This is a genomic window from Actinosynnema sp. NPDC004786 (genome assembly GCF_053601135.1).
This window is the reverse complement of record NZ_JBSGBG010000033.1, coordinates 12,978-37,043: the sequence shown is the minus strand read 5'-3', so window position 1 is coordinate 37,043 and position 24,066 is coordinate 12,978. Positions and strand designations below refer to the sequence as shown.

The 24,066-nt window shown below is 75.1% G+C and carries 18 protein-coding genes; 6 read left to right on the top strand and 12 right to left on the bottom strand.

Annotation, left to right across the window (positions count from 1 at the left end; all coding sequences use genetic code 11):
- Positions 1–126: 126 nt before the first annotated feature.
- The gene (locus ACWEFJ_RS26185) at positions 127–1,404 is read right to left on the bottom strand and encodes a carboxylesterase family protein (protein WP_378091231.1); all 1,278 of its coding nucleotides are present in this window, start codon (positions 1,402–1,404) and stop codon (positions 127–129) included.
- Positions 1,405–1,423: 19 nt separating this feature from the next.
- Here ACWEFJ_RS26185 and ACWEFJ_RS26180 point away from each other — a divergent pair, with 19 nt between their 5' ends.
- Genes ACWEFJ_RS26180 through ACWEFJ_RS26170 form a run of 3 tightly spaced genes read left to right on the top strand, consistent with a single transcriptional unit; the run spans position 1,424 to position 4,409 of the window.
- Positions 1,424–2,845 carry a pyridoxal phosphate-dependent decarboxylase family protein gene (locus tag ACWEFJ_RS26180; RefSeq protein ID WP_449715355.1) on the top strand — a complete coding sequence of 474 codons (1,422 nt, stop codon included), beginning with the start codon at positions 1,424–1,426 and terminating at the stop codon, positions 2,843–2,845.
- Between the two features lie 35 nt (positions 2,846–2,880).
- Complete coding sequence (locus ACWEFJ_RS26175) at positions 2,881–3,825, top strand: P1 family peptidase (protein WP_449715354.1); 945 nt, start codon at positions 2,881–2,883, stop codon at positions 3,823–3,825.
- Positions 3,826–3,836: 11 nt separating this feature from the next.
- Positions 3,837–4,409, top strand: coding sequence for a DUF4865 family protein (locus ACWEFJ_RS26170; RefSeq protein WP_449715353.1), 573 nt, complete (start codon positions 3,837–3,839; stop codon positions 4,407–4,409).
- Here the strand turns inward: ACWEFJ_RS26170 and ACWEFJ_RS26165 are convergent.
- The 4 genes from ACWEFJ_RS26165 to ACWEFJ_RS26150 all read right to left on the bottom strand — a co-directional run bounded on the left by ACWEFJ_RS26165 (position 4,387) and on the right by ACWEFJ_RS26150 (position 11,851).
- Complete coding sequence (locus ACWEFJ_RS26165; RefSeq protein WP_449715352.1) at positions 4,387–7,650, bottom strand: hypothetical protein; 3,264 nt, start codon at positions 7,648–7,650, stop codon at positions 4,387–4,389. The genes ACWEFJ_RS26170 and ACWEFJ_RS26165 overlap by 23 nt on opposite strands.
- A 111-nt stretch (positions 7,651–7,761) precedes the next feature.
- Entirely contained in the window at positions 7,762–9,009 is a 1,248-nt protein-coding gene (locus ACWEFJ_RS26160) for a diguanylate cyclase (protein ID WP_449715351.1), read from the bottom strand.
- Positions 9,010–9,389: 380 nt separating this feature from the next.
- The gene (locus tag ACWEFJ_RS26155) at positions 9,390–10,688 is read right to left on the bottom strand and encodes an MFS transporter (protein WP_449715350.1); all 1,299 of its coding nucleotides are present in this window, start codon (positions 10,686–10,688) and stop codon (positions 9,390–9,392) included.
- Complete coding sequence (locus tag ACWEFJ_RS26150) at positions 10,655–11,851, bottom strand: MFS transporter (protein ID WP_449715387.1); 1,197 nt, start codon at positions 11,849–11,851, stop codon at positions 10,655–10,657. Before ACWEFJ_RS26150 ends, ACWEFJ_RS26155 begins: the two co-directional genes overlap by 34 nt.
- 98 nt (positions 11,852–11,949) lie before the next feature.
- Between ACWEFJ_RS26150 and ACWEFJ_RS26145 the strand changes: the two genes are divergently transcribed.
- The gene (locus tag ACWEFJ_RS26145; RefSeq protein WP_378091217.1) at positions 11,950–12,894 is read left to right on the top strand and encodes an RNA polymerase subunit sigma-70; all 945 of its coding nucleotides are present in this window, start codon (positions 11,950–11,952) and stop codon (positions 12,892–12,894) included.
- Between the two features lie 209 nt (positions 12,895–13,103).
- On the opposite strand, the gene ACWEFJ_RS26140 is transcribed toward ACWEFJ_RS26145, so the two are convergent.
- Entirely contained in the window at positions 13,104–13,730 is a 627-nt protein-coding gene (locus tag ACWEFJ_RS26140) for a DJ-1/PfpI family protein (RefSeq protein WP_378091215.1), read from the bottom strand.
- A 17-nt stretch (positions 13,731–13,747) separates the two neighbouring features.
- Complete coding sequence (locus ACWEFJ_RS26135; protein WP_449715349.1) at positions 13,748–14,857, bottom strand: GlxA family transcriptional regulator; 1,110 nt, start codon at positions 14,855–14,857, stop codon at positions 13,748–13,750.
- Positions 14,858–14,935: 78 nt separating this feature from the next.
- On the opposite strand from ACWEFJ_RS26135, the gene ACWEFJ_RS26130 reads away from it, so the two are divergent.
- Positions 14,936–15,703, top strand: a complete 768-nt coding sequence (locus ACWEFJ_RS26130) for an aminotransferase class IV (RefSeq protein WP_449715348.1) — start codon at positions 14,936–14,938, stop codon at positions 15,701–15,703.
- A gap of 6 nt (positions 15,704–15,709) precedes the next feature.
- Here ACWEFJ_RS26130 and ACWEFJ_RS26125 read toward each other — a convergent pair whose 3' ends face one another.
- Together ACWEFJ_RS26125 and ACWEFJ_RS26120 are read right to left on the bottom strand one after the other, a co-directional pair.
- Positions 15,710–16,159, bottom strand: coding sequence for an Lrp/AsnC family transcriptional regulator (locus ACWEFJ_RS26125; protein WP_378091209.1), 450 nt, complete (start codon positions 16,157–16,159; stop codon positions 15,710–15,712).
- Positions 16,156–17,283 (bottom strand): M24 family metallopeptidase, encoded by a 1,128-nt coding sequence (locus ACWEFJ_RS26120; RefSeq protein WP_449715347.1) that lies wholly within the window; start codon positions 17,281–17,283, stop codon positions 16,156–16,158. Before ACWEFJ_RS26120 ends, ACWEFJ_RS26125 begins: the two co-directional genes overlap by 4 nt.
- A gap of 471 nt (positions 17,284–17,754) precedes the next feature.
- Between ACWEFJ_RS26120 and ACWEFJ_RS26115 the strand changes: the two genes are divergently transcribed.
- Positions 17,755–18,696, top strand: a complete 942-nt coding sequence (locus ACWEFJ_RS26115) for a 5'-3' exonuclease (protein WP_449715346.1) — start codon at positions 17,755–17,757, stop codon at positions 18,694–18,696.
- 222 nt (positions 18,697–18,918) lie between these two features.
- On the opposite strand, the gene ACWEFJ_RS26110 is transcribed toward ACWEFJ_RS26115, so the two are convergent.
- From ACWEFJ_RS26110 to ACWEFJ_RS26100, 3 genes are all read right to left on the bottom strand, one after another.
- Positions 18,919–20,133: a GNAT family N-acetyltransferase gene (locus ACWEFJ_RS26110; RefSeq protein WP_449715345.1), complete on the bottom strand. Its 1,215-nt coding sequence runs from the start codon at positions 20,131–20,133 to the stop codon at positions 18,919–18,921.
- 307 nt (positions 20,134–20,440) lie between these two features.
- Positions 20,441–21,130: a DUF4333 domain-containing protein gene (locus tag ACWEFJ_RS26105; RefSeq protein WP_378091201.1), complete on the bottom strand. Its 690-nt coding sequence runs from the start codon at positions 21,128–21,130 to the stop codon at positions 20,441–20,443.
- Positions 21,131–21,241: 111 nt separating this feature from the next.
- On the bottom strand, positions 21,242–24,007 hold the full coding sequence (locus ACWEFJ_RS26100) for a DEAD/DEAH box helicase (protein ID WP_449715344.1): 2,766 nt from the start codon (positions 24,005–24,007) through the stop codon (positions 21,242–21,244).
- Positions 24,008–24,066: the final 59 nt, after the last annotated feature.

The window sequence follows — 24,066 nt, the reverse complement described above, 5'->3', positions numbered from 1 at the left end:
GACGCCTGCTCGTCGCCGCCTCGTCGTCCCGCACCTCGCGGCCGGGCCGGGCGGCCACGGTGTCGCGCCCGGTGTCGTCCGGGCCCGCGTCGCGCCGTTCGACGCTCCGGTCCGCGGGTGCCTCGGTCAGGGGCGGTCGACCGGGTGGTCGACGGGCGCGGAGAGGTCCACGCCGCGCCAGGGCGCGCGCCGGGCGGGCGTCTCGTCGCCCCAGTGCCGCACGCCGGTCCAGCCGGGGTCGCCGGTGGCGCAGAAGTCGACCCAGGACCGGAGCACCCGCCGGGACAGGGCGCGGTCGGCCGGGCCGGGCGGCCCGCCGATCAGGAAGTGGGCGGTGTCGAGGGTGCCGAAGCAGAACGGCACGTCGACGGTGTGCCAGGCGGGCGGCCGGGTGAACCGGGCGAGGAACGCCCGGCCGTGCGCCTCGGCGATCCGCGCGGTGGGTTCGGCGAACACGAAGTCGCCGGCCAGCCGCACGGGCGCGTCCTCGAAGTGCTCGTAGGCCGTCACGACGTGGTCGGGGATGCCCCAGTCGCGGCCGAACGCGCGCAGGTCGGCCGGCGGCCGGAACGTGCCCACCTCCCGGAAGAGGGCGTACTCGACGTCGGTGTGGCACAGCAGGGCGTCCACGTCGGGCGGCAGCGCGGGCAGGGCGTCGGCGACGGGTCCGAACAGCACCGGGTCGTACGACAGCGGCCCGGTGCGCTGCGCGGCGGCCAGCGCGTCGGCCGAGGCCACCGCCGACTCCGGGGTGGTGGGGTCGATCCACCGGGCGACCCGGCGGGCGAAACCCGTGGTGTAGCAGCGGTTGGGCACGCTGTGCGCGATGACGCGGCGCACCGGCTCCCGGGCGGCGAGGAACAACGCCGACGCCGCGCCCGCCGACTGGCCGGCGACGGTGATGTTGTCCGGGTCGCCGCCGAACACCGCGACGGTGTCGCGCACCCACCTCAGCGCGGCCCGCTGGTCGAGCAGCCCGCGGTTGTCAGGCCGGCCGGGCACGTGCCCGAAGCCCTCGAACCCGAGCCGGTAGTTGCACGTGACCACGACGAGCCCGGCCCGCGCCAACGCCGCGCCGTCGTAGTCCGGCTGGGCCGACGACCCGAACGTGTAAGCGCCGCCGTGCACGTGGAACAGCACGGGCCGGGGACCGTCCGACGTGGACGGCGCCCACACGTTGAGGGTCAGCACGTCCTCGTCCCCCGGCCGCCACACCGGCGCGCCGGGCAGCCGCGCGGACTGCGGCGCGACGGGACCGAACCCCGACCGGTCCCCCGCGTCGTCCACGGGCACGGGCGCGGCGAAGCGACGCGCGCCGAACGGCGGTTCGGCGTACCGGATGCCGAGGAACGCGGTCACCCCGCCGCCGACCGCCCGGCCCCGGAACCTGCCACGTCGCGCCATCACGGCATACCCTCTCACGATGGGTGATCCGCTGAACGCTCGAGACGACGCCGCCGAGGCGTTGGGGATGGTCGCGCGGGCCGCCGGGCCGTACCTCGACGCGCTGCCCCACCTGCCGGTGCGCGACCCCGCGCACGCCCGCCTGCTGGACGACCTCGACGGTCCGCTGCCGGAGTCCGGTGACGGCACGATCGCCGCGGTCGCGGACCTGCTGCGCATCGGCACGCGGGCCGCCACGCACTCGTCCGGGCCGCGGTTCTTCCACTTCGTGGTCGGTGGCGCGACGCCGGCCGCGCAGGCGGCGGACTGGGTCACGTCGCTGCTGGACCAGGCGGGCGGGTTGTGGGTGGCCTCGCCGCTGGCCGCGCGGGCGGAGACGGTGGTGCTGCGGTGGTTGAAGGAGCTGTTCGGGCTGCCCGCGTCGCACGGCGGGGTGCTCACGCCGAGCGCGACGTTCGCGAACCTGACCGGGTTGGCGTGCGCGCGGTACTGGTGGGCGCGGCAGCACGGGGTGGACGTGACGGCGGACGGCCTGGTCGGGTTGCCGCGGCTGCCGGTGTTCTCCAGCGGGTACGTGCACCCGAGCAGCCGCAAGGCGTTGCAGCTGCTCGGGTTGGGCCGCGACTCGGTGCGGGTGCCGGCGCGTGACGACGCGGGCCGGCTCGACGTGGACGCCCTGGACCGCGAGCTGGCGTCGTCGGGGCCGGCGGTGCTGATCGGGAACGCGGGCGAGGTCAACGGCGGCGACTACGACCCGCTGGACGAGATGGCGGACCTGGCGGAGCGGCACGGCGCGTGGCTGCACGTGGACGGCGCGTTCGGGTTGTTCGCCGCCCTGTCGCCGCGCACCGCGGGGTTCGTGCGCGGCGTGGAGCGGGCCGACTCGGTCGCCGCGGACTGCCACAAGTGGCTCAACGTGCCGTACGAGAGCGGTGTCGCGTTCGTCCGGGACCGCTCGCTGCTCGGCCGGGCGTTCGGCAGCTGGAACAGCGCGTACCTGCCCGAGCCGGACGAGGAGTTCGTCAACTACAACAGCCTGGGCCCGGAGTCGTCGCGGCGGGCGCGGGCGTTCCCGATCTGGGCGACGTTGCGCGCCTACGGCCGGGACGGGCACCGGGCGATGGTGGAGCGGCACCAGGACCTGGCGCTGCGCCTGGGCCGCCGGATCGCCGAGGCGCCGGACCTGGAGCTGCTCGCGCCGGTCACGCTGTTCGTGGTGTGCTTCCGCTACCGGCCGCCGGGCGTGCCGGAGGAGGAGCTGGACGACCTCAACCGCCGGCTGGGCGAGGCGCTGATCGAGGACGGCCGGGTGTACGCGGGCACCACCGTGTACCGGGGCCGGGTGGCGTTGCGGCCGGCGATCGTGAACTGGCGGACCACCGAGGAGGACGTGGACCTGCTCGCGTCGGTGGTGCGGGAGCTGGGCGCGCGTCTGCGCTAGCCGGCCGGCGGGCCGGGGGACGTAGCATCGGCGGTGTGCGGAACTCGATCACCGATGTGCCCGGTGTGCTGGTCGGGCACGCCACGCTGATCGGTGGCGGCGCGCTGACCGGCACCACGGCCGTGCTGTTCCCGCCCGGCACCTGGTCCACTGTGGACGTGCGCGGCGGCGCGCCGGCGACCCGGGACACGGCCGCGCTCGACGCCCGCCACGGCGGCCGGGAGGTGCGCGGCGTGGTGTTGACGGGCGGCAGCGCGTACGGGCTGTCGGCGGCCGACGGCGCGGCGCGGGAGCTGGGGTCGTTCGTGCCCGCCGCCGCGTTGTTCGACCTCGGCCGGGGTGGCGACTTCCACGCGCGGCCCGGGGCCGCGGAGGGCGCGGCGGCGGTGCGGGCCGCGGGGGTGGAGTGCGCGCAGGGCAACGTCGGCGCGGGCACGGGCGCGCTCAACGCGACCCTGAAGGGCGGCCTGGGCACGGCGAGCGCCGCGCTGCCCGGCGGCGTGGTCGTCGGCGCGGTCGCCGCGCTCAACGCGGTCGGCCCGTCGGTCGACCCCGACACCGGTCTGCCGTTCGCCGCGCGCCTCGGCCTGCCCGGCGAGTTCCCCGCCTACGGGGGCGACGACCTCGACGCGGCCCGCGCCGCGACCGGTCACGCGCAGCCGTTCAACACCGTCATCGGCGTGGTCGCCACGAACGCCCGCCTGCCGCACCTGTTCGCGCTGGCCAACGCCGCCCAGGACGGGTTGGCGGCGGCGGTGCGCCCGGCGCACGGCCTGACCGACGGCGACACCGCGTTCGCCGCCTCGACCGGCACCCACGACGCCGACCCGGGGCAGGTGCTGGCCGCGGCCCGCGCGGTGTTCGCCCGCGCGCTCGTGCACGGCCTGCTGCGGGCCGAGTCCGTCACCACGCCGTGGGGCCACCTCGCGGCCTACCGCGAGCGCTACCCGCTCACCGCCGCCGCCTACCGGGGGATCTGACCATGCACGCGATGCAGTACGAGATCACGTTGCCCGCCGACTACGACATGGACGTCATCCGGACCCGCGTCGCCACGCGCGGCTCGGCGCTGGACGCGTTCGCGGGCCTGGGGCTGAAGGCGTACTGCGTGCGGGAGCGCGGGGTGGACGGCTCGCCGGTGAACCAGTACTCGCCGTTCTACCTGTGGCGCACCGCCGAGGGCATGAACAGCTTCCTGTGGGGACCGGGGTTCCGGGGCCTGAGCGCGGACTTCGGCCGGCCGGCCGTGCAGCACTGGGCGGGGCTGGCGTTCGAGCGGGGCGGCGCGGAGACGGCGACCGCGGCCACGAAGCGCACGTGGCGCCTGCCCGCCGACGCCGACCCGGCCGAGGCGGTCGACCGGGCGCTGGACGCGCTCCGGCCGCTCGCCGACGACCCGGCGCTGTACTGCACCGCGCTGGCGATCGACCCGCGGCACTGGGAGCTGGTGCACTTCAGCCTGTGGAGCGCCCTGCCGGACGGTGACGACGACGTCGTGCGCTACCGCGTGCCGCACCTGTCGCGGCCGGAGGTGGACGACCTCAGCGCGGGCCGCCACTGGTAGGCCGGGACCGGCCGGGGTCGCGGACGCGGTCGGCGTACGGCACGGACACGTAGTTGACCAAGTCGAGCACGCCGCCGCTGGTGCGGTCCAGCTCGCGGGCGAACGCGCGGATGCCCGCGTCGACGCGGTCCATCAGCCACGCCAGCAGCACGACCACCACGTCGGCGAGCAGGCCGACCTGGAACGGCATGTCCTCGCGCCGGCCCGCGGTGACCGCGCTGGCGAAGTCGGTCATGCCGCGTTCGGTCAGCGGCAGCGGCCCGGTCTCGATCGCCCGCTTCATCGAGTCCACGACCAGCGGCAGCACCGACGCCCACACCTCGCGCGGCGCGACCTCGCAGATCAGGCCGCCGGACAGGGCCGCGGTCCACAGCGCCTCGGGGTCGCGGGCCCGGACCGCGCCGACGGCCAGGTGCGGCAGCAGTTCCGCGCCGCGCTCCCACGCGCCGGTGGCGACCAGCTTCTCCACCGCGTGCCGGTAGTGCTCCAGCGCCCTGCCGTGCTCGCCGCGCGCGGTCAGCACGCCGCCGAGGTCGTCGTGGAACGACGCCACCTCGGCCGCCGCGCCGACCTGCTCGGCGCGGGCCAGGCCCACGGCGGCGTAGTGCTGCGCGGTCTCCAGGTCGCCCCGGTCGCGGTGGCACGCGCCGAGCCGGCGCAGCGCGGCCAGCTCCTGCCGGTCGTCGCCGAGGTCGCGGAACAGCTCCACCGCGCGCGACCCGGCCTCGATGGCCCCGGTCAGGTCGCCGGTGTCGCGGCGGCGGTCGCACTCGGCGAGCGCGAACGCGGCCCGCGCGGCCGGGTCGCCCAGCTCCTCGGCCAGGTCGCCGCCCAGCACGGCGTACTCGAGCGCGGTGTCGGGGTCGGCGTCGCCGAGCTGGTGGAGCACGGTCACCGACTCCAGCAGCCCGGGTCTGTCCGACCGCGCGAGCTGCTCCTCGTACGCCAGCCGCGCCGCCTGCCCGGCCTCCTCGGTCCTGCCCTCACCCATCAGCAGCCTCGCCATCCGCAGCAGGACGCCCGCCCGGTCGCGGCACGCGTCGCCCAGGCCCACACACCGTTCGAAGTCCGCGAGCGCGGCCCCGTATTCCCCACGCCGCTCGCACCGGGCGCCGGTCAGCTCGAACCTGGTCGCCCACAGGGCTTCCAGCTCGTCCTCGGGCAGGTCGAGCCCGCCCAGCAGCGCGTCGACCCGCTCGACCAGCGCGGCGGCGCGGGCGTCGTCGGGCTCCAGGGCCAGCTCGGCCAGCAGCACGTCGGCGTAGGACGGGGTGTCGGTCAGCCCGCCCGCCTCGGCGACGCGGCGCAGCGCGGAGATCTCCCGGTGCAGCACCGGGGCCAGCGCGGCGTCGCAGCCGCGGGCGGCGGCGGCCAGCACCTCGCACGCGGTCAGCGCCGCCTCGGCGTCCGTGGTGGACCGGTCGCGCCACTCGTCCAGCCGGCCGTTGACCGTGCCGACGTACAGGTAGGACCGCTCGACGCCGCCGGGGGTGCCGGTGTTGACGATGGCCCGCGCGGCGGGCGTCTCGTCCGCGGTGAGCCGGCGCACGACGGTGCGGGCGAACCCGGCGGCGAGGTTCGGCGGGATGGTCCACAGGGTGCCGATGTAGCCGCGCGCGCCGGCGCGGACGAACTCCCGGCCCAGGTCGGTCCAGGAGCGGCACGAGTTGTTGAACACGATCGGCCGGTGCCGCAGCGCCACCGGCGGGTCGGTGTCGGGCAGCGCCCGGCCGCCGAGCACGATCGCGTCGTCGGCGTCGTGGCAGTTGAAGAACACCAGCTCGACCGGCAGGTCCGCGACCAGGTCCCGCAGGACCTCCGGGGAGGCGTCCCGGTCGGACAGCACCACCGGGTGCGTGTGGTGGCCCGGCGGCGCGGCGGTGTCGGGCTGGTCCCGGAACGCGCCGGAGTCGAACACCAGGCTGAACGCGGCGGGCTCGCGCGCCGCGCCGGCGCGGTGCAGCTCGGTGAGCACGACCAGCGCCGGGTCGGCCACCACGTGCCCGATCGGCTTGCGCGCCCACGTCACGTCGGCGGTGCGCACGAACGAGTACGGCAGGCCGGTGGTGAACGCGGTCAGCGCCCGCTCCCCCACCTCCGCGACCGCCTCGGCGGGCACCTGCGCGGTGACCACCGCCTCGACCGCCGCGTACGGGTCGTGCCCGCCGGTGGACAGGTACCGCCACAGCGCCTCGACGAACCCGATGCCCTTGACCGCGTCGCCGATCGCGCCCGCCGCGGCGGTGACCCGTTCCTGCTCCTCGGCCACGACGGCGCGCACCGCGGTGAGGTCCGGCGCGGGCGTGACGACGAGCCGCGCGCCGCGGTGGTGGGCGTAGCCGGCGGCGGTCAGGTCGTCCGCGGTGCCGGTGCGCTCGACCAGCACGGCCTCGTCGCCGTCGTCGGGGTTGTTCCCCTCGAACGGCACGGGCGGCGCGTCGTCGTGCACGCGCAGGGCCGCGCCGGTGCGCAGGGCGGTGAACAGGGCGGTGACGAAGTCGGCGTCCGGGGCGACGTCGAGCGTGCGCTCGGGTCCGCCGTCGCCGCGCAGCAGCTCCCACGCCTTGTCGGTCAGGCCGACCGGGTCGTCGCACGGCAGGTGCACGTGCTCGGGCACCCCCGCGAACGCCTCGGCGGCGTCGGGTTCGGCGAGGAACACCGCCCGGCGCACGCCCGTGGCGACGAGCAGTTCGCCGAGCAGCCGGTCCCGCCGGTGCGCCGACGCGTCGCCCGGCGCGAGCGCGACGACGGGCGTGAAGCGGTCGGCGGGCAGGCACGACACGACCACCGCGGCCTCGCGCGCCTGGTCCGGGCGGCACACCACGACGGTGTCGCCGACGTCGAACACCGGCTCGCTGGTCACCGTGAGGTCCAGCTCCGAGCGGCCCGCGGGCAGCCGCACGGACACGCCGCCGTCCTCCAACGCGCACGGTGACGAGCCGGACACCCGCAGCGTCACCGAGCCGGGCAGGGTGAACGTCACGCCGTCGCCGGTCGGGGTGGCGGGCGCGTCCACCGCGAGCCGCCAGCGGGCGGGCAGGGGCAGGTCGAAGCGCTGCCGCAGCACGGCGCGCACGTGCCCGTCGCGGGTCTCGTCCACCAGCAGGTCGCGGGCGCCGGCCTCGGCGGTCAGCTCCTCGGCGGCGGCCACGGGCGGTTTGCGGTGCACGTCGAGCAGGACGGCGCGCAGCAGCCCCGCTTCGAAGCGGAAGCGGATTCCGTGCGGGGCACCGAGGTCCACTGGCTCACGACCCTTGCAAGCGAGGAGTGTCCACCGTGTCGGAGGTGGCGGGCAGAAACTACGCCACCGCGGCCCCGACCTGTAGCAGATCCGCCGCGCCAGTCGCGCTCGTTACACCCCGGGCCGCTCGGCGCGGGCCGCGGGCGTCCACCGGGCGCGTCGCCGCCCGCCCGCGGCCTGCACCTGGTCGCGGCCGAGCCGCTTGGCCTCGTACAGCGCCGAGTCCGCGGCCGCGAGCAGCCCTTCCAGGGTGTCCTCGGCGACCTCCGGCCACACCGCGATGCCGATGCTGACGGTGAGCCCGCCGACCGTGCCGCCGTGGCCGTCGTCCACCGAGACCCGGTGCACCTCGGCGCGCATCCGCTCGGCGATCGCGACCGCCTCGTCGTGCTCGACGCCGGGCAGCAGCACGGCGAACTCCTCGCCGCCGAACCGGCCGACCGCGTCGCCGCGCCGGACCGCGCCCGCCAGCGCCGCCGCGATGCGCCGCAGCACCACGTCGCCGGTCTGGTGGCCGTGCGTGTCGTTGATGTCCTTGAAGTGGTCGACGTCGACCATGAACAGGCCGACCCGCGCGCCGGGCGGCTGCTGACGGGTGCGGCGCAGCTCCAGCGTGGCCTGCAGGTGCCACGCCTCGGCGTTGAGCAGGCCGGTCTTGGCGTCGGTGCGGGCGGCCAGCTCCAGCTGGTGGATGAGCACGGTGCGGTGCAGGGCGACGGCCGCGACCACCATCGGCAGCGCGAACGGCGGCGACCACGCCACGGCCAGCGCGACGAACCCGCCCAGGGCCAGCTGGCCCGCTTCGAGCAGGTTGTCCGCGGCGCTGCCGACGGCGTCGCGCACCGACCGGGGCCGGACCGTCAGCAGGATCACCGCGGCCACCAGGGCGGTGTTGACGAGCCACTGCGCGGCGCCCGCGCCGACCAGGCCGACGAGGTCGAGCGCGCCGCCGGGCGTTCCGGCGTGCAGGTGGTCGCGCAGGCCGGTGACGCCCGCCACGGCGCTCGCGGCGAGCGTGGCCAGCACCATCATCGACGTGGTGAACACGTTGCGGTGCGGTGGGCGCGAGGCGTCCCAGCGGCCGACGACCCACCAGCGGTGCGCGTACATCAGCACGACCAGCGCGACGGCGAGCGCCGGCGGCAGCACCAGCGCGCCGGCCAGGATCCAGATGCTGCACAGGTCCACGTGCGGCAGGTGGCTGTGGTCGCGGCGGATCCGCTCGATCCAGCGGGAGCAGTGCAGGTGCAGCGCGGCGCAGCCGGCCAGCACCGCGAACCGGGTCCACGAGCCGGCGGGCACGGGCCACGCGGTCGCGGCGGCGAGCGCGACGACGGCGAGCAGGTCCACCGACAGCACGTGCACCAGGGCCGGGCGCGGCAGGGACCATAGTGACCAGCGTCGATCGCCCGACGACGTCGAACCCGCTCTGCCCATGGTTCCTCACGACTGTCTTGTCCGGACTGTCATCGCGTCCGGACGGAGGGTCACAGTAATGGTGACCTGCGTCGATGTCAGCCGCTACCGGGGTGACGAGACCCACTGGAGGTGAGCGCGGTGCGCGACAAGATCTGGTGAAACCGCCGGTCACAGCAGTGCCGGGACCGAGCGCAGGTGTGGTTGTGCGCGACGGGACCCGGTGATCCGGGGTCGTCCGGTCGGCTACGTGGAGGGAGGTGCGCCGCCATGCGCGACAAGATCTGGTGAAGCGGTGCCGGCGGGCCCCGGGCGGGTGGTGGTCACCCGACCCGGGCCCGGACCAGCCACAGGCACGCGGTCGCCGCGCCCAGCCCGCTGACGACGAGCGTGGCGCGCGGCCCGACCGCGTCGCCGAGCAGCCCTCCGGCCAGCGCGCCGAGCGGGGCGGTGCCCCACACGGCGGTGCGGATGGTCGCGTTGACCCGCCCGTGCAGGGCGGCGGGCGCGGCCTCGTACCGCACCGGCACCTGGTGCACGTGGTAGACCTGCAACGCGAACCACATCAGCGCCACCGCGCCGACCAGCAGGGCGTCTACCGCGACCAGCGCCTGACCCGCCCCGGTGGCCAGGACCGCGGCGACCATCGTGCGGCGGCGGCCCCACCGCTCGCCCAGCCGGGCCGCGACCAGCGCGCCGACGAGCCCGCCGACCGCGCCGACGGACAGCGTCACGCCGACGCGTGCCGCGGAGAACCCCAACGCCGACACCAGGTGCAGCAGCAGCACGACGGTGAAGGCGTTGAACCAGAACACGTGCGTGGCCGTGCACAGCGTGACCCGCCGCAACCCCTGGTGGCCGAACACCGCCCGCACCCCGGCCCGCACCGTGCCGCCCGGCCGCGGCCGTTCCACCACCCGCACCCACGCCAGCGCGACCGCCGCGACGAGGAAGCTCACCGCGTCGACCAGCACCGCGCCCGCGGCCGTGACCGCCTCGACCAGCCACCCGCCGAGCGCGGGCCCGGCGACCTGCGCCGTGGCCTGCCCGGCCTCCACCGCGCCCTGGGCGCGGGTCAGCGACGCGCGCGGCACCACCATCGGCACCAGCGCCAACCCGGCGATGTCCCCGAACACGGCGAACGTCCCGGCCACCGCCGCGGCCGCGGCCAACAGCCACACGGTCAACACCCCGGCCGCCGCGGCGGCGGGCACGACCGCCAGGGCGACCGCCTGCCCGACCGCGCACACCCCGGCGACCACGCGCCGCCGCGACCGGTCCACCCACACCCCGGCGGGCAGCCCGAACAGCAGGTAGGGCGCCCGGCCGCAGGCCGCCACGACCCCGACCTCCCACGGCCCCGCGCCCAGCGCCAACGCCGCCACCAGCGGCACCGCCACGACCGTGACCTGCGACCCGATGAGCGACACCGTCTGCCCGGCCCACAGCAGCACGAACGACCGGTCACGCCACAGCACCCGGCGGCAGACCCCCTCCGGCGACCGGCCCGTCGGCGTCCCCCAGTCGGCGCCGGCGACGTCCAGGATGCCGGTGTCCCCGGCGGCCCGGCGTCGGCCGATCGGGCGGCTCAGGCCGCGGCGGCCGGGGCGACGCGGGACCACGCGGCGGTGGCGGTGACGGCCAGGACCGCCCCCGCGACGCCCGCCACGGCGATGGCGGTGGTCGGCGAGCCCGTCGCCGACGCCAGCAGGCCGCCCGCGGCCACGCCGACGCCCTGCGCGGCGACCAGGCTGCTGCGGGCGAAGCCCAGCGCCTGGCCGCGCTGCCCGTCCGGCACCAGCCGCACGAACGTCGCGCCCGCCGTCACCTGGTAGGCGCTGAACACGCCGCTCACCGCCAGCAGCGCCACCGCGCCCACCAGGTTCGGCGCGAGCAGGTACCCAACCAGCGGCAGGGCGGTCGCGACGGCCAGCAGCCCCAGCAGCCGCACGCGGGTCGACGCGGGCAGGAACCGCAGCAGCACGGTGCCCAGCACCATCCCGGCCGGGTCGGCGGCCAGCAGCAGGCCGACGCCCGCCGCGCCCGCCCCGACCTCCGCCGAGAACGGCGCGGCCAGCCCCTCCGGCACCACCGTGAACAGCGCCAGGCACCCGAGGACGACCAGCAGCCGCAGCCGCCGGTCCCGCCACACCAGCGCCGCGCCCGCCCGGATCCGGACGTGCGCGGCGGCCACCGCGGCCGGCGCGGGCCGCGCCCGCAACCCCAGGCGCAGCAGGACCGCCGACACCGCGAACGTCGCCGCGTCCGCCAGCAGCGCGCCGGACGTGCCCAGCCACGCCACCACCAGACCGCCGCCGACGAACCCCAGCAGCAGCCCCGCCTGGTGCGTGATCAGGTGCACCGACTGCCCGGCCTCGTACTGCTCGCCCAGCACGGTCGGCAGCAGCGCGCCCTGGGCGGCGGCGAACGGCGCCTCGGCCAGCTGCGCGACCACCAGCAACGCCGCCACCAGCGGCAACGGCACGCCCGGCACCGCCATCACGGCCAGCAGCACGGCCCGCACCGCGTCCGCGACCACCATCACGGTCCGCCGCGGGTACCGGTCGGCCAGACCCGACAGCAGCACCCCGGACACGAGCGCGGGCAGCATCGTCAACGCGTAGGTCAACGCCGTCCACGCCGCCGACCCGGTGCGCTGGAACACCAGCACCGACAACGCCACCCGGGCCAGCTGGTCGCCGACCGTGGACAGCACCGCGGCCGACCACAGCACCCGGAACTCCGGCACCGCGAACACCGCGCGGAACCCCGTGCCCCCGACCACGCGCACCCCCGATCCGCCGCGACCGATGAGTTCCCCGGGCCCGGCACGTCACATGGTGCGCGACGTGCGTCCGGCACGTCACCGTACAAGCCCGGAGGGTGAGCATGAGCGAGGATGCGCGGATGGCGGTCGATTTCTCCCGGGAGACCGAGCGGTACCGGCACGAGCTGCGGGTGCACTGCTACCGGCTGCTCGGCTCGTTCGACGAGGCCGAGGACCTGGTGCAGGAGACGTTCCTCAAGGCGTGGCGGGCCCGCGACACGTTCGAGGGGCGCTCGTCGTTCCGCGCCTGGCTGTACCGGATCGCCACCAACGCGTGCCTGGACGCGATCGACCGCAGGCCCCCGCACACCACGACCGAGGAGATGCCCGCGGCCGACGTGCCGTGGCTGCAGCCGTTCCCCGACGCCCTCCTCGACGCCGAACCGCACGCCGAGGTGGTGGCGCGGGAGACGATCGAGCTGGCGTTCCTGGCCGCGGTGCAGCACCTGCCGGCCAAGCAGCGGGCGGTGCTCGTCCTGCGGGACGTCCTCGGCTGGCCCGCGAGCGACACGGCGGCCTTGCTGGAGGACACCGTGCCCGCGGTGAACAGCGCCCTGCAACGCGCCCGCGTCACCCTGCGCAAGCACCTGCCGCCGCGGCGGGCCGACTGGTCGGGCGAGCCGAACCCGCGCGAGAAGGCCGTGGTCCGCAGGATCGTGGAGGCCACCGAGCGCGGCGACATGGAGCTGATGGCCGCGGCGCTGCGCGAGGACGTCACCTGGACCATGCCGCCGCAGCCGGAGTGGCACGTCGGCCGCGACGTCCTGGTCGAGCTGTGGACGCCGGTGATGGTGGGCCCGGACGCGTTCGGCGAGTGGAAGGTGCTGGAGACCCGGGCGAACCGGCAGCCGGCCCTCGCCAACTACGTCCGCAAGCCCGGCGCGGACCGCTTCGAGCCGGTGTCGCTGGACGTGCTGCGCGTCGAGGGCGACGGGATCGCCGAGGTGATCACGTTCCCCTCGGACCGGTTCCCGCTCTTCGGCCTCCCCCCGTCGCTGTGAGCTTCGACGTCCGCGTGGTCGTCGTGACGGGATCCCTGCCCTACGACCCCGACGAGTGGCGCGACGCGTTCGTGGTGGTGGTCGGCGGCGAGCTGGAGGTGGCCGGCGTGCGGTTCGGGGAGGGCTCGGTGCTCGCGCTGGCCGGGTTGGCGGTCGCGGAGCTGCGGCAGCACGGCGGGCGGCCCGCCGTGCTGGTCGCGGTGACCCGGTCAGCGCCCCGTGAGCACGCCGCGGGCGAAGGCGACGAGGTCGGCGGGCGCGCGCTCGGGCGACCCGGCGTCGTAGGGCGGGTCGGGGTCGTACTCGATGAACAGCTGGGTGAACCGGGCCCGCTCGTCGCCCCAGATCAGGCCGACGAGGGCGAGCGCCAGGTCGATCCCGGCGGACACCCCGGCGCCGGTGACGACGGACCCGTCCACGACGACCCGGTCGGTGCTCACCACCGCGCCCAGCGCGGCCAGCTCGTCCCGCAACGCCCAGTGCGTCGTCGCGGGACGGCCGTCCAGCAGGCCCGCCTGGGCCAGCACCGTCGAGCCGCTGCACACCGACGTGGTCCAGGTGGCGGTCGGGTGCACCGCGCGCACCCAGTCGGCGACCACCCCCTCGGCCAGCACCTCCGCCCAGCCCGCGCCGCCCGGCACCACGAGCACGTCGGCGCGGCGCAACGCGGCGAACGTGGTCGTCGGCACGAGCGCCAACCCCGCGTCCGTGATCACCGGGTCGGGTGAGGCGGCGACGAAGTGCGCCGTCACCTCCGGCTGGTGGGCCAGCACCTCGTACGGCCCGACCAAATCCAGCGCGGTCATCCGCGGGTAGAGCACGAAAGCGACGTCCATGTCCGATCCCCCTTCGCTCACGCCGCACCCGTGGTGCGGAACCGGTCGCGGTAACCGCCCGGCGTCACGCCGAGCACCCGCAGGAACGCGCGGCGCAGCGTCTCCGCCGAGCCGAAACCACAGCGCCGGGCCACGACGTCCAGCCCCTCGTCACCCGACTCCAGCAGGCCCGCCGCCGCCTCGACCCGGACCCGTTCCACGTACCGGGCGGGCGACACGCCGACCCGGCGCGGGAACACCCGGGCGAAGTGGCGGGGGCTCATCGCGGCGCGGCGGGCCATGCCGTCGACCGTCCAGCCGGCCGCCGGGTCGTCGGCGACCGCGTCGAGCACCGCCCGCAGCCCCGGCTCCCGCACGGGCGGCACCCGCGACCGCACGCTGAACTGCGACTGGCCGCCGGGGCGTTGCAGGAACACCACCATCCACCGCGCCACCAGCCGGGCCAGCGCCGCGTCGTGGTCGTCCTCCACCAGCGCCAGGGCGAGGTCGATGCCCGCCGTGACGCCGGCGGAGGTGACCAGCCGCCCGTCCCGCACGTAGATCGCGTCCGGCACGACGCGCAGCGACGGGTGCTCGGCGGCGAGCCGGTCGCAGTAGGCCCAGTGCGTGGTCACCCGCGCCCCGTCCAGCAGGCCCGCCGAGGCCAGCACGAACGCGCCCGTGCACACGCTGGCCACCCGGCGCGCGCCCGCCGCGACCCGGCGGAGGTGGCCCAGCAACTCCACGTCCCGCGCCGCCTCGGCGAACGTGAAGCCGCCGACGACCAGGAGCGTGTCCACCCCGCCGGACACCTCCCGCAGGTCCTCCGCCTCCACCCGCAACCCGCCGGTCACCTCGAACCCGCCGCCCAGGCCCGCCAACCGCACCCGGTACCCGCCCCGCGCCCCACCCTCGCTCTGGTTCTCGGCCGACGCCGCCCGGTAGCCACCCCGCACCCCGCCCTCGGCCCGGCGAACCCCGCCCGCGGCCGACGCCGGCCCGTGGCCGCCCTGCGCCGCTCCCTCGGCCTGCCGCGCCCCGCTCTCGGGCCGACATGCCCGGTTCGCGCCGGCGAACACGTCCGCCGGGCCCGCGATGTCGGTCAACGCCGCACCGTCGTACCCGACCACCAGCACCTCGCGTTCCACACCGCCCACCCTCTCCGCCGCCCGCGCCGGCGGCAACGACCGCCGACCCTCGATTCCCGCCACGCTACGGTCGGTCCCGTGCTGAGGATCGAGATCGACGGCGGCCCGCCGACCACCGACCGGCTCGCCACCGGCCTGCTGGCCAACTACGGGCACTTCACCGCGATGCAGGTCCGCGACCGCCGGGTGAAGGGCCTCGACCTGCACCTGCGCCGCCTCGACCGGGCCCACCGCGAGCTGTACCGCACGGGCCTGGACGGCGACCGCGTCCGCCGGCTGATCGCGCACGCCCTGCGCGACGACGTGCGCGACGCGGCCGTGCGCGTGGTCGTGTTCGGCCTCGACCAGCCGTCGGTGATGGTCGCCGTGCGCCCGCCCACCCCGCCGCCGACGACACCGCAACGCCTGATGTCCGTCGCCTACACGCGCCCGTTGCCGCACGTGAAGCACCTCGGCGGGTTCGGCCAGCTCCACCACCGCGACCGGGCCGCGCGGGCCGGGTACGACGACGCCCTGCTCACCACCGACGGCGTGGTGGTGGAGAGCGCGGTCGCCAACATCGGGTTCCTCGACGGCGACGACGTGGTGTGGCCGCGCGCCGACTGGCTGCACGGCATCACCATGCGGCTGCTCGAACGGGAGCTGCCGTCCCGCCGGGAGGTGGTGCGCCTGGCCGACGTCGGCCGCTACCGGGGCGCGTTCCTGGCCAACTCGATCGGCGTGGTCGGCGTGTCCCGCATCGACGACGTGGGGTTCGACGTGGGGTTCGACGTGGGGTTCGCCGACGACGCGTCGGCCCGCGTCCGCGCCGCCTACGACGCGATCCCCGCCGACCCGGTCGACTAGCGGGGGTCAGACCGCGGGCGGCCGGTCCTCGTACGGGGTGGACAGCACGACCGTGGTGCGGGTGGACACGTTCGCCACCTCGCGGATCTGCCGCAGCAGCTCCTCCAGCGCCGTCGGCGACGCCACCCGCACCCGCAGCACGTAGGAGGCGTCGCCGGCGACCGAGTAGCACGCCTCGATCTGCGGCAGGTGCTCCAGCCGTTTCGGGTAGTCGTCCGGGGCCGCCGGGTCGATCGGGGTCAGCGAGATGAACGCGGTCAGCGGCAGGCCGATCTCGTCGCCGTCCAGCCGCGCCGCGTAACCGCGCACCACGCCCCGCTGCTCCAGCCGCCGCACCCGCTGGTGCACGGCCGACACGCTCAGCCCCACCCGTTCGGCGAGGTCGGTGAAGCTGCACCGGCCGTCGGCGGCCAGCTCCCGCAGGATCGCCCGGTCTGTCGGCTCGAGGTTCGTCACGCGGGCAACACCACCAGCTCGTGCGGTCGGTTGTTGACGCTCTCCACGCCGTCGGCGGTCGCGATCACGATGTCCTCGATCCGCGCGCCCCACCGGCCGGGCAGGTAGATGCCGGGTTCGACGCTGAACGCCATGCCCGGCTCGATCGGCAGGTCGTTGCCGCCGACGATGTAGGGGTCCTCGTGCACGTCCAGCCCGATGCCGTGGCCGGTGCGGTGCACGAAGAACTCGCCGAACCCGGCGTCGGCGATGATGTCGCGCGCGGCCGCGTCCACCGCCTCGCACGTGACGCCGGGGCGGACCGCCTCGACCGCCGCCCGCTGCGCGGCCTGGAGCACGGCGTAGGTCTCCCACACGTCGGCGTCGCGCGGCTCCCCCAGCACGTACGTGCGGGTGGAGTCGGAGTTGTAGCCGTCGGCCAGCGGGCCGCCGATGTCCACGACCACCACGTCACCGGCCTCGATCACCCGGTCGGACACGTCGTGGTGCGGCGACGCCCCGTTCGGCCCCGAGCCGACGATGACGAACTCGGCCAACGCGTGCCCCTCGGCCACGATCGCGGCGGCGATGTCCGCGCCGACCTCGGCCTCCGTCCGCCCGGGCCGCAACCACTCCCCCATCCGCGCGTGCACCCGGTCGATCGCCGCGCCGGCCGCGCGCAGGGACGCCACCTCGGCGACGTCCTTGCGCATGCGGAGTTCGCGGAGGATCGGGCCGGCCAGCACCTGGTCGCCGTCGAGGGCGTCGCGGAGCCGGAGGGCGTGCAGCGCGGGCATCATGTCCGACACCGCCGTGCGGTTGCCCTTCAGGGCTTTCTTGACCAGCGCGTACGGGTCCTCGCCGTCCACCCAGGTGGCCACCTCGACGCCCAGTTCGGCGGTGGGGGTGTGCGCGTAGCCGGGGTGCTCCAGCTTCGGCACCACCAACACCGGAACCCCGCCGACGGGCACCACCAAACACGTCAACCGCTCGAACGACGTCCCGCCCGCGCCGAGGAGGTACCGCAGGTCCGAGCCGGGCGAGATGAGCAACGCGTCCACACCGGCCACGGCGGCCGCTGCGGCAGCCCGGTCGAGGCGGGCGCGCAGGGCGTCCACGTCGCCGGGCACGACTTGGGTCGACATGGAAGTGAAGCCTAGTGGTGCCCGACCGGCCGCACGCCACATCCGACCACCACAGCACTCTTTCCCCAGGCCGGCACCCCTTCCTCCCCTTCTCACACACTCCACACCCCGTCACCCCAATGGGTGATCTTGGCCGTGTCACCGAATTGCCATGAAAAATAACGCCGTTTCCCACAACCTCGAACGTCGGTTGGAACAACGAGGCCGCGCCAACCACCTCCCACACCCACAACCCGCCCACCCACTCCCCTCCCTCATCCCTTCCCCACCCCCTCACCCCCACCCCGCACCTGCCCCTCCCGCTTTCTCCCCACCCCCGCTCTCCCCGCCACCCCTGGGCTCCCCGCCACCCTCGCTCTCCCCGCCGCCACCGGGCTCACCGCTGACCTCGCCGCCGCCCACATCGGGAGTTATCCACAGGACCGAGCCGAGCGACCCGCCCCGTCGGTGCTCTCTGGCAAGCTGTCCAGGGTGAGCAACCCGCTGGTCCTGATGGACGCCGCCAGCCTGTACTTCCGGGCGTTCTACGCGCTGCCCGAGTCGATGACCGCACCGGACGGCACCCCGGTCAACGCGGTGCGCGGGTTCGTCGACACGATCGCCAAGGTCATCACCGACCGAAAGGCGAGCCGCCTGGTCGCGTGCCTCGACGCCGACTGGCGCCCGGAGTTCCGCGTCGCCGCGCTCCCGTCGTACAAGGCCCACCGCGTCGCCGCCGAGGGCGTCGACGGCGAGGAGGACGTCCCCGACACCCTCACCCCGCAGGTCCCGATCATCCTCGACGTGCTCGACGCGGTGGGCATCGCGACCGCCGAAGCCGACGGCTACGAAGCCGACGACGTCATCGGCACCCTCGCCGCCCGCGAGACCACCGACCCGGTCGAGGTGATCACGGGCGACCGCGACCTGTTCCAGGTCGTCCGCGACGAGCCGACCCCGGTGCGCGTCCTCTACCTCGGCCGCGGCTGGGCGAAGGCCGAGCTGCTCGGGCCGGAGGAGCTGGCCGCCAAGTACGCGCTGCCCGTGCAGGACGCCGGCCGGGCGTACGCCGGGATGGCGGTGCTCCGCGGCGACCCGTCGGACGGCCTGCCCGGCGTGGCCGGCATCGGCGAGAAGACGGCGGCGAAGCTGATCAGCGAGTTCGGCTCCCTGCAAGCCGTGCTCGACGCGGTCCACGACGGCCGCGACCGCAAGCTCACCGCCCGCGCCCGCACCGCGCTGCTCAACGCCCAGGACTACCTCGCCGTCGCGCCGACCGTAGTCAACGTGGCGACCGACGCGAAGGTCGTCATGGACCGCCCCGACCCCGTGCCCACCGCACCCGTCGACCCCGACCGGGTCGCCGAGCTGACGCGCCGTTGGGGCCTGGGCAGCTCACTGCCCCGGCTGGTGGCCGCGCTGGAACGCCGCTAACCACCGGACCGCACACCGCTCGCAGCACGACGCGCCCCACCGGTCGCGGCCCGCCCTGTCAGCGGAACCCACCGGCGCTGTGGGATCGACCGGCTGCGAGATCGGTGGACCGCAGGCGGGCGCATGTGCAGGCTGGCGGCGCGGCCACGCCGGTGCGGGTGCTCGCTGAACGCGTTGGTGCGGGCGAACAGCCGCGTGGGCAAGCCGGTGTGTGGTGGCGTGTCAGAAGTACGTGCCGCACCACGGCGCCTGGGGCACCGCGAACAGCGCGTCGGCACGCTCCAACGCGGCTTGGTCCACGACGTCGAGGCGTCGGGTCTCGGCGAGGGTCGTGAACGACACGTCGCCCAGGTACGTGGAGGCCAGGACGTCCACGTCCAGCACCAGCTCGGGCGCGTCGTCCACCCGCGTCACGCCGTCCGGCGCGATCCGGTACGAGCCGGCGTTGTCCGGCAGGTACGTGTCCCGCACGCCGATCACCACGGGCTCGGCCGGGCGGTACGTGCGAGCAGCCAGGGCGGCCGGGACGTCGAGCAGGCGGAGCCAGGTCTCGTCGTCCTCGTCGGCCACCTGGCACGCTCGGCGGTCGCCCAGCAGCCACGGCACGGGTTCGTCGAGCGGGCGGCCGTGGGCGGTGATCTTTTCGACCAGGTCGATGCCGAGGACGAAGAGCCACAGGTCGGCCCAGGCTTCGGCGGTGCGGGCCCACAGGTCGGTGACGGCGAGGGTGGTCGGCTTGCTGTCACTGGAGCCGTAGTCGCGGGGTACGACCTTGAACACGACGTAGCCGTCGTCCGGCGCGCCGGGGGACGCCGAGCGCACGGCCATGCGGTAGTTGTCCTCGGCCGTGGAGCGGCGGAAGTTCAGGCTCCACCACGCGGGCCAGCGGGAGATCGTGCCCGGCCGGCGCGGGGAGAGGTCGTCGAACAGCTCGCGCGCGATCCGCTCCCCCACCTCGCTCTCGACCAGGCGCACCCGGCCGACGGGGTGGGTGCGGGGGGCGGCACGGCGGCGGTCGATAGTCAGGGACCGGTACCTGGTGGCGACGCCGTAGCCGTAGCGGCCGTAGATGGCGGTTTCCGAGGCGCGCAGGGTGGCGACCACGTCGCCCGTCGAGCGCATATTGCGCAGCTGGGCGCGTTGCAACGCGCTCAGCACGCCGCGGCGCGTCCAGTCGGCGCGCACGCCGACGCGGCTCACCGCGCCGTGCTGCACCACGCCGCCGCCGGGTACGGCCAGGTGGGAGGGGAAGGACTGGACGGTGCCGACCATCTCGCCGTCGGCGAACGCGCCGAGCGCGCGGCCCTCCTCGTACGACTCCTGCGCCAACTTCCACGTGTCGTCCGGGGCCGGCGGGTGGTGCAGGGTGCCGCGGAACAGGGTGTGGGCGGTCCGGTACTGGGAGTCGTCCAGGACGCGGATGTCGTGGTCGGTCACCTCCGCATGGTGCCCGACAGATCGCTTGCTTCGCTAACGAGTTTTGGTCACAACCGGCGGTCACGCGGGGAGCGCGGGGAGCGCGGGGAGCGCGGGGAGCGCGGGCGACGACGGACCCGGGCCACCCGGTCGCCAAGCGGCAGCGAAGAGCGGACTGCGGAGGCGGAAGCGGAGGCAGAAGCGGAGGCGGCGAGCAGAGGCGGCGAGGGGCGAAGCCGCCAGGACGGCAAGACGGCAAGACGGCAAGAGCGGGGTACGACGAGGCCACCCGCGCCATCAGCGCGGGTGGCCCCGGTGGGACGAAGGGTCAGCCGGCGGGCTGGCCGACCTCGTACTCGCCGTCCTCGGTCTTCACCGTGATCTTGACCTTCTTGTCCTTGCCGCCGACCTTCACCGTGCACTCGAACGTGGTGTTCGGCTTGACCTCCTGCTCCGCGGGGCACGTCGCGCCCTCCACGTCGGAGATCTTGTAGTCGTCCTTCAGCACCCCGACGACACCGTTCTGCACGGCCGTCTGGTCGAACACCTTGGTGTTGAAGAACCCGGGCGTGACGAAACCGGTGATCCCGACGGCGGCGACCACCAGCACGACCAGCGCCACCACGACCCACAGCACCGCGCTCGACTTCTTCTGCGGCGGCTGCTGGCCGTACTGGCCGGGCTGCCCGTACGGCCCCGGCTGCTGCCCGTACGGCCCCGGCTGGCCCGGCTGGCCGAACTGCCCCGGCTGCCCGTACGGGTTCTGCTGCGGCTGCCCGTACGGGTTGGACTGCGGGTTGTTCGGGTCGTATCCGCCGGGGTACTGCTGCGGGTACGGCTGCTGCTGACCCCACTGCTGTTGCTGCTGCGACGGGTCAGGCTGCCCGTAGGGGTTGGGCTGCTGAGCGGGGAAACCACCCGACGGCGTGCCGGGGTACCCACCGCCGTAGGGCTGTTGCTGCTGGCCCCACTGCTGCTGCGGGTCGTTCCCTCCGGACGGTCCGTACGGACTGGTCATGCTCGGCCTCCGACGGTAGGTCTGGAACGGTCTGGACAAGCTGTTCACGGCTTGCGGGCGCGATCAAACCACAGGAGTGCGCACCGTACGCACCCGCCCCGCAAAGCTTTGTCAAACGGTGGCCATCGCCACCACCCCGCGGCGCAGCGCGTCGACCGCCTTCCGGGCGGCCGCGCCGACCGGATCGCCCCCTCCGACGACGTCCCGGATCTGGTCCAGGAAGTCGATCACCTGGCGGCACCACCGGACGAAGTCGCCCGCGCCCAGCTCCGCGCCGTTCTCCTCGGCGGCGGACAGCACCTTCTCCAGCGACTCGCCGCGCGCCCACCGGTACACCGCCCACGCGAACCCCGGGTCGGGCTGGCGGGTGCGGTCGAGCCGGTGCCGGCGCTCGTCGTCCTCCAGCTCGGCCCACAGCCGGGCGGTGGCGGTCAACGCGTCGGACACCTTGCCGGGCGGCAGCCGCGTCTCCAGCGGGCCGTCGCGCCGGGCCTCGTACACCAGCGCGGACACGACGGCGGCCAGTTCGGCCGGGTCGAGGTCGCGCCACACGCCGTGCCGCAGGCATTCGGCGGCCAGCAGGTCGGACTCGCTGTAGAGCCGCGCGAGCCGCTTGCCGTGGGCGGTGACCTCCTCGCCGGGGCCGCTCTCCTCGGCGTGCAGGTAGCCGCGTTCGCGCAGCAGGCCGCGGATGCGGTCGAACTCGCGGGCCAGCGAGTGGGTGGTGGCGGCGACCTTGCGCTCCACCTGCTCGGTCTCGGCGAGCAGCCGGTGGTGGCGCTCGCCCCAGCGGGCGTGCTCCTCGCGCTTCTCGCAGGCGTGGCACGGGTGTGCGCGCAACGCCCGCCGCAGGGTGGCCAGTTCCGCGTCGTCGTCGGCGTTGGACCGACGCCGGCGGGTGGCGGGCGCGACGATGCCGGTGGCGCGCAGCGACGCGGCCAGGTCGCGCCGGGACTTCGGGGACCGGGTGTCGACCTGCCGGGGCAGGCGCATCTTGCCGAGCACCTCGACGGCGACGGGGAAGTCCGCCGACGACAGCCGCCCGGCCCAGCGGTCCTCGGTGACGACGAACGGCCGGGCCTCGCCGAGCGGTTCGAGGCCCGGGTCGATCACGACGGCGAGCCCGGACCGGCGGCCGGACGGCACGGCGATCACGTCGCCCTTGCGCAGCCGTTCCAGCGACGCGGCGGCCTCGGCGCGCTTGGCGGAGGTGTTCTGGCGGACCAGCGCCTTCTCCCGCTCCGCGACGCGGCGGCGCAGGGAGGCGTACTCGGTGAAGTCGCCGAGGTGGCACGTCATGGCCTCGGCGTAGCCCTGGAGCGCCTCGCGGTTGCGTTCGATGCGGCGGGCCAGGCCGACCACCGACCGGTCGGCCTGGAACTGGGCGAACGACTGCTCCAGCAGGTCGCGGGCGGCGGCCGCGCCGAGCTGGTGGACGAGGTTGACGGCCATGTTGTAGCCGGGCCGGAACGAGGACCGCAGCGGGTAGGTGCGGGTGGAGGCGAGGCCGCCGACGGCCTTGGGGTCGACGCCGGGCTGCCACACGACGACGGCGTGGCCCTCGACGTCGATGCCGCGCCGCCCGGCGCGCCCGGTGAGCTGGGTGTACTCGCCGGGGGTGAGGTCGACGTGCGCTTCGCCGTTGTACTTGACGAGCTTCTCCAGCACGACGGTGCGGGCGGGCATGTTGATGCCGAGCGCGAGGGTTTCGGTGGCGAACACGACCTTGACCAGGCCGCGCACGAACAGCTCCTCGACGGTTTCCTTGAACGCGGGCAGCAGGCCGGCGTGGTGGCTCGCGATGCCGCGTTCCAGCGCCTCGCGCCACTCCCAGTAGCCGAGCACCATGAGGTCGCCCTGCGGGAGGTCCTTGGTCTTCTCCTCGATGACCTCGCGGATCTGCTCGACCTCGTCGGCGGAGTTGAGGCGCAGGCCGGCGCGGACGCACTGGGTGACGGCGGCGTCGCAGCCGGCGCGGCTGAAGACGAAGTCGATGGCGGGCAGCAGGCCCGCGCCGTCGAGCCGCTGCACGATGTCGACGCGGGACGGCGGTTTGAAGCCGGAGCCGCGGGGTGGCCGGCCGCGCTGGTCCTTGTTGTTGCGGCCGCGGCTCCACGGCACGTGGAAGCGGGACAGGTCGTCGGTGTGGCGCAGCAGTTGCGGGTTGATGCGGTTGTGCCCGTCGGGGCCGTCGCCCGCGAAGAGGTCCATCATGCGGCCGCCGGCGAGCATGTGCTGCCACAGCGGCACGGGCCGGTGCTCGTCCACGACGACGGTGGTGTCGCCGCGCACCTCGACGAGCCACTCGCCGAACTCCTCGGCGTTGCTGACGGTGGCGGACAGGCCGACGAGGCGGACGGACTCGGGCAGGTGCAGGATCACCTCCTCCCACACCGGGCCGCGGAACCGGTCGGCCAGGTAGTGGATCTCGTCCATCACCACGTAGGCGAGGCCGGTGAGGGTGGAGGAGCCGGCGTAGAGCATGTTGCGCAGCACCTCGGTGGTCATGACGACGATGGGCGCGTCGCCGTTGACCGACGTGTCGCCGGTGAGCAGGCCGACCTTGCCGGCGCCGTAGCGGGCGACGAGGTCGGCGTACTTCTGGTTCGACAGCGCCTTGATCGGTGTCGTGTAGAAGCACTTGCTGCCCTCGGACAGCGCGAGGTGCACGGCGAACTCGCCGACGACGGTCTTGCCGGCGCCGGTGGGCGCGCAGACCAGCACGCCGTGCCCGTCCTCCAGCGCCTCGCAGGCGCGTTGCTGGAACGGGTCGAGTTCGAAGGAGAGGACCCCCAGGAAGTCGGCCAGCCTGGGCCGGGAGGCGCGGCGGCGGAAGTCCGCGTACGAGTCGGCGGGAGACCGCGAAGTGCTTGACACCTGTCCAGGCTGTCACACGGGGCCGACAAAATCGCTTCAGATCCGCACCGGGATCGGAC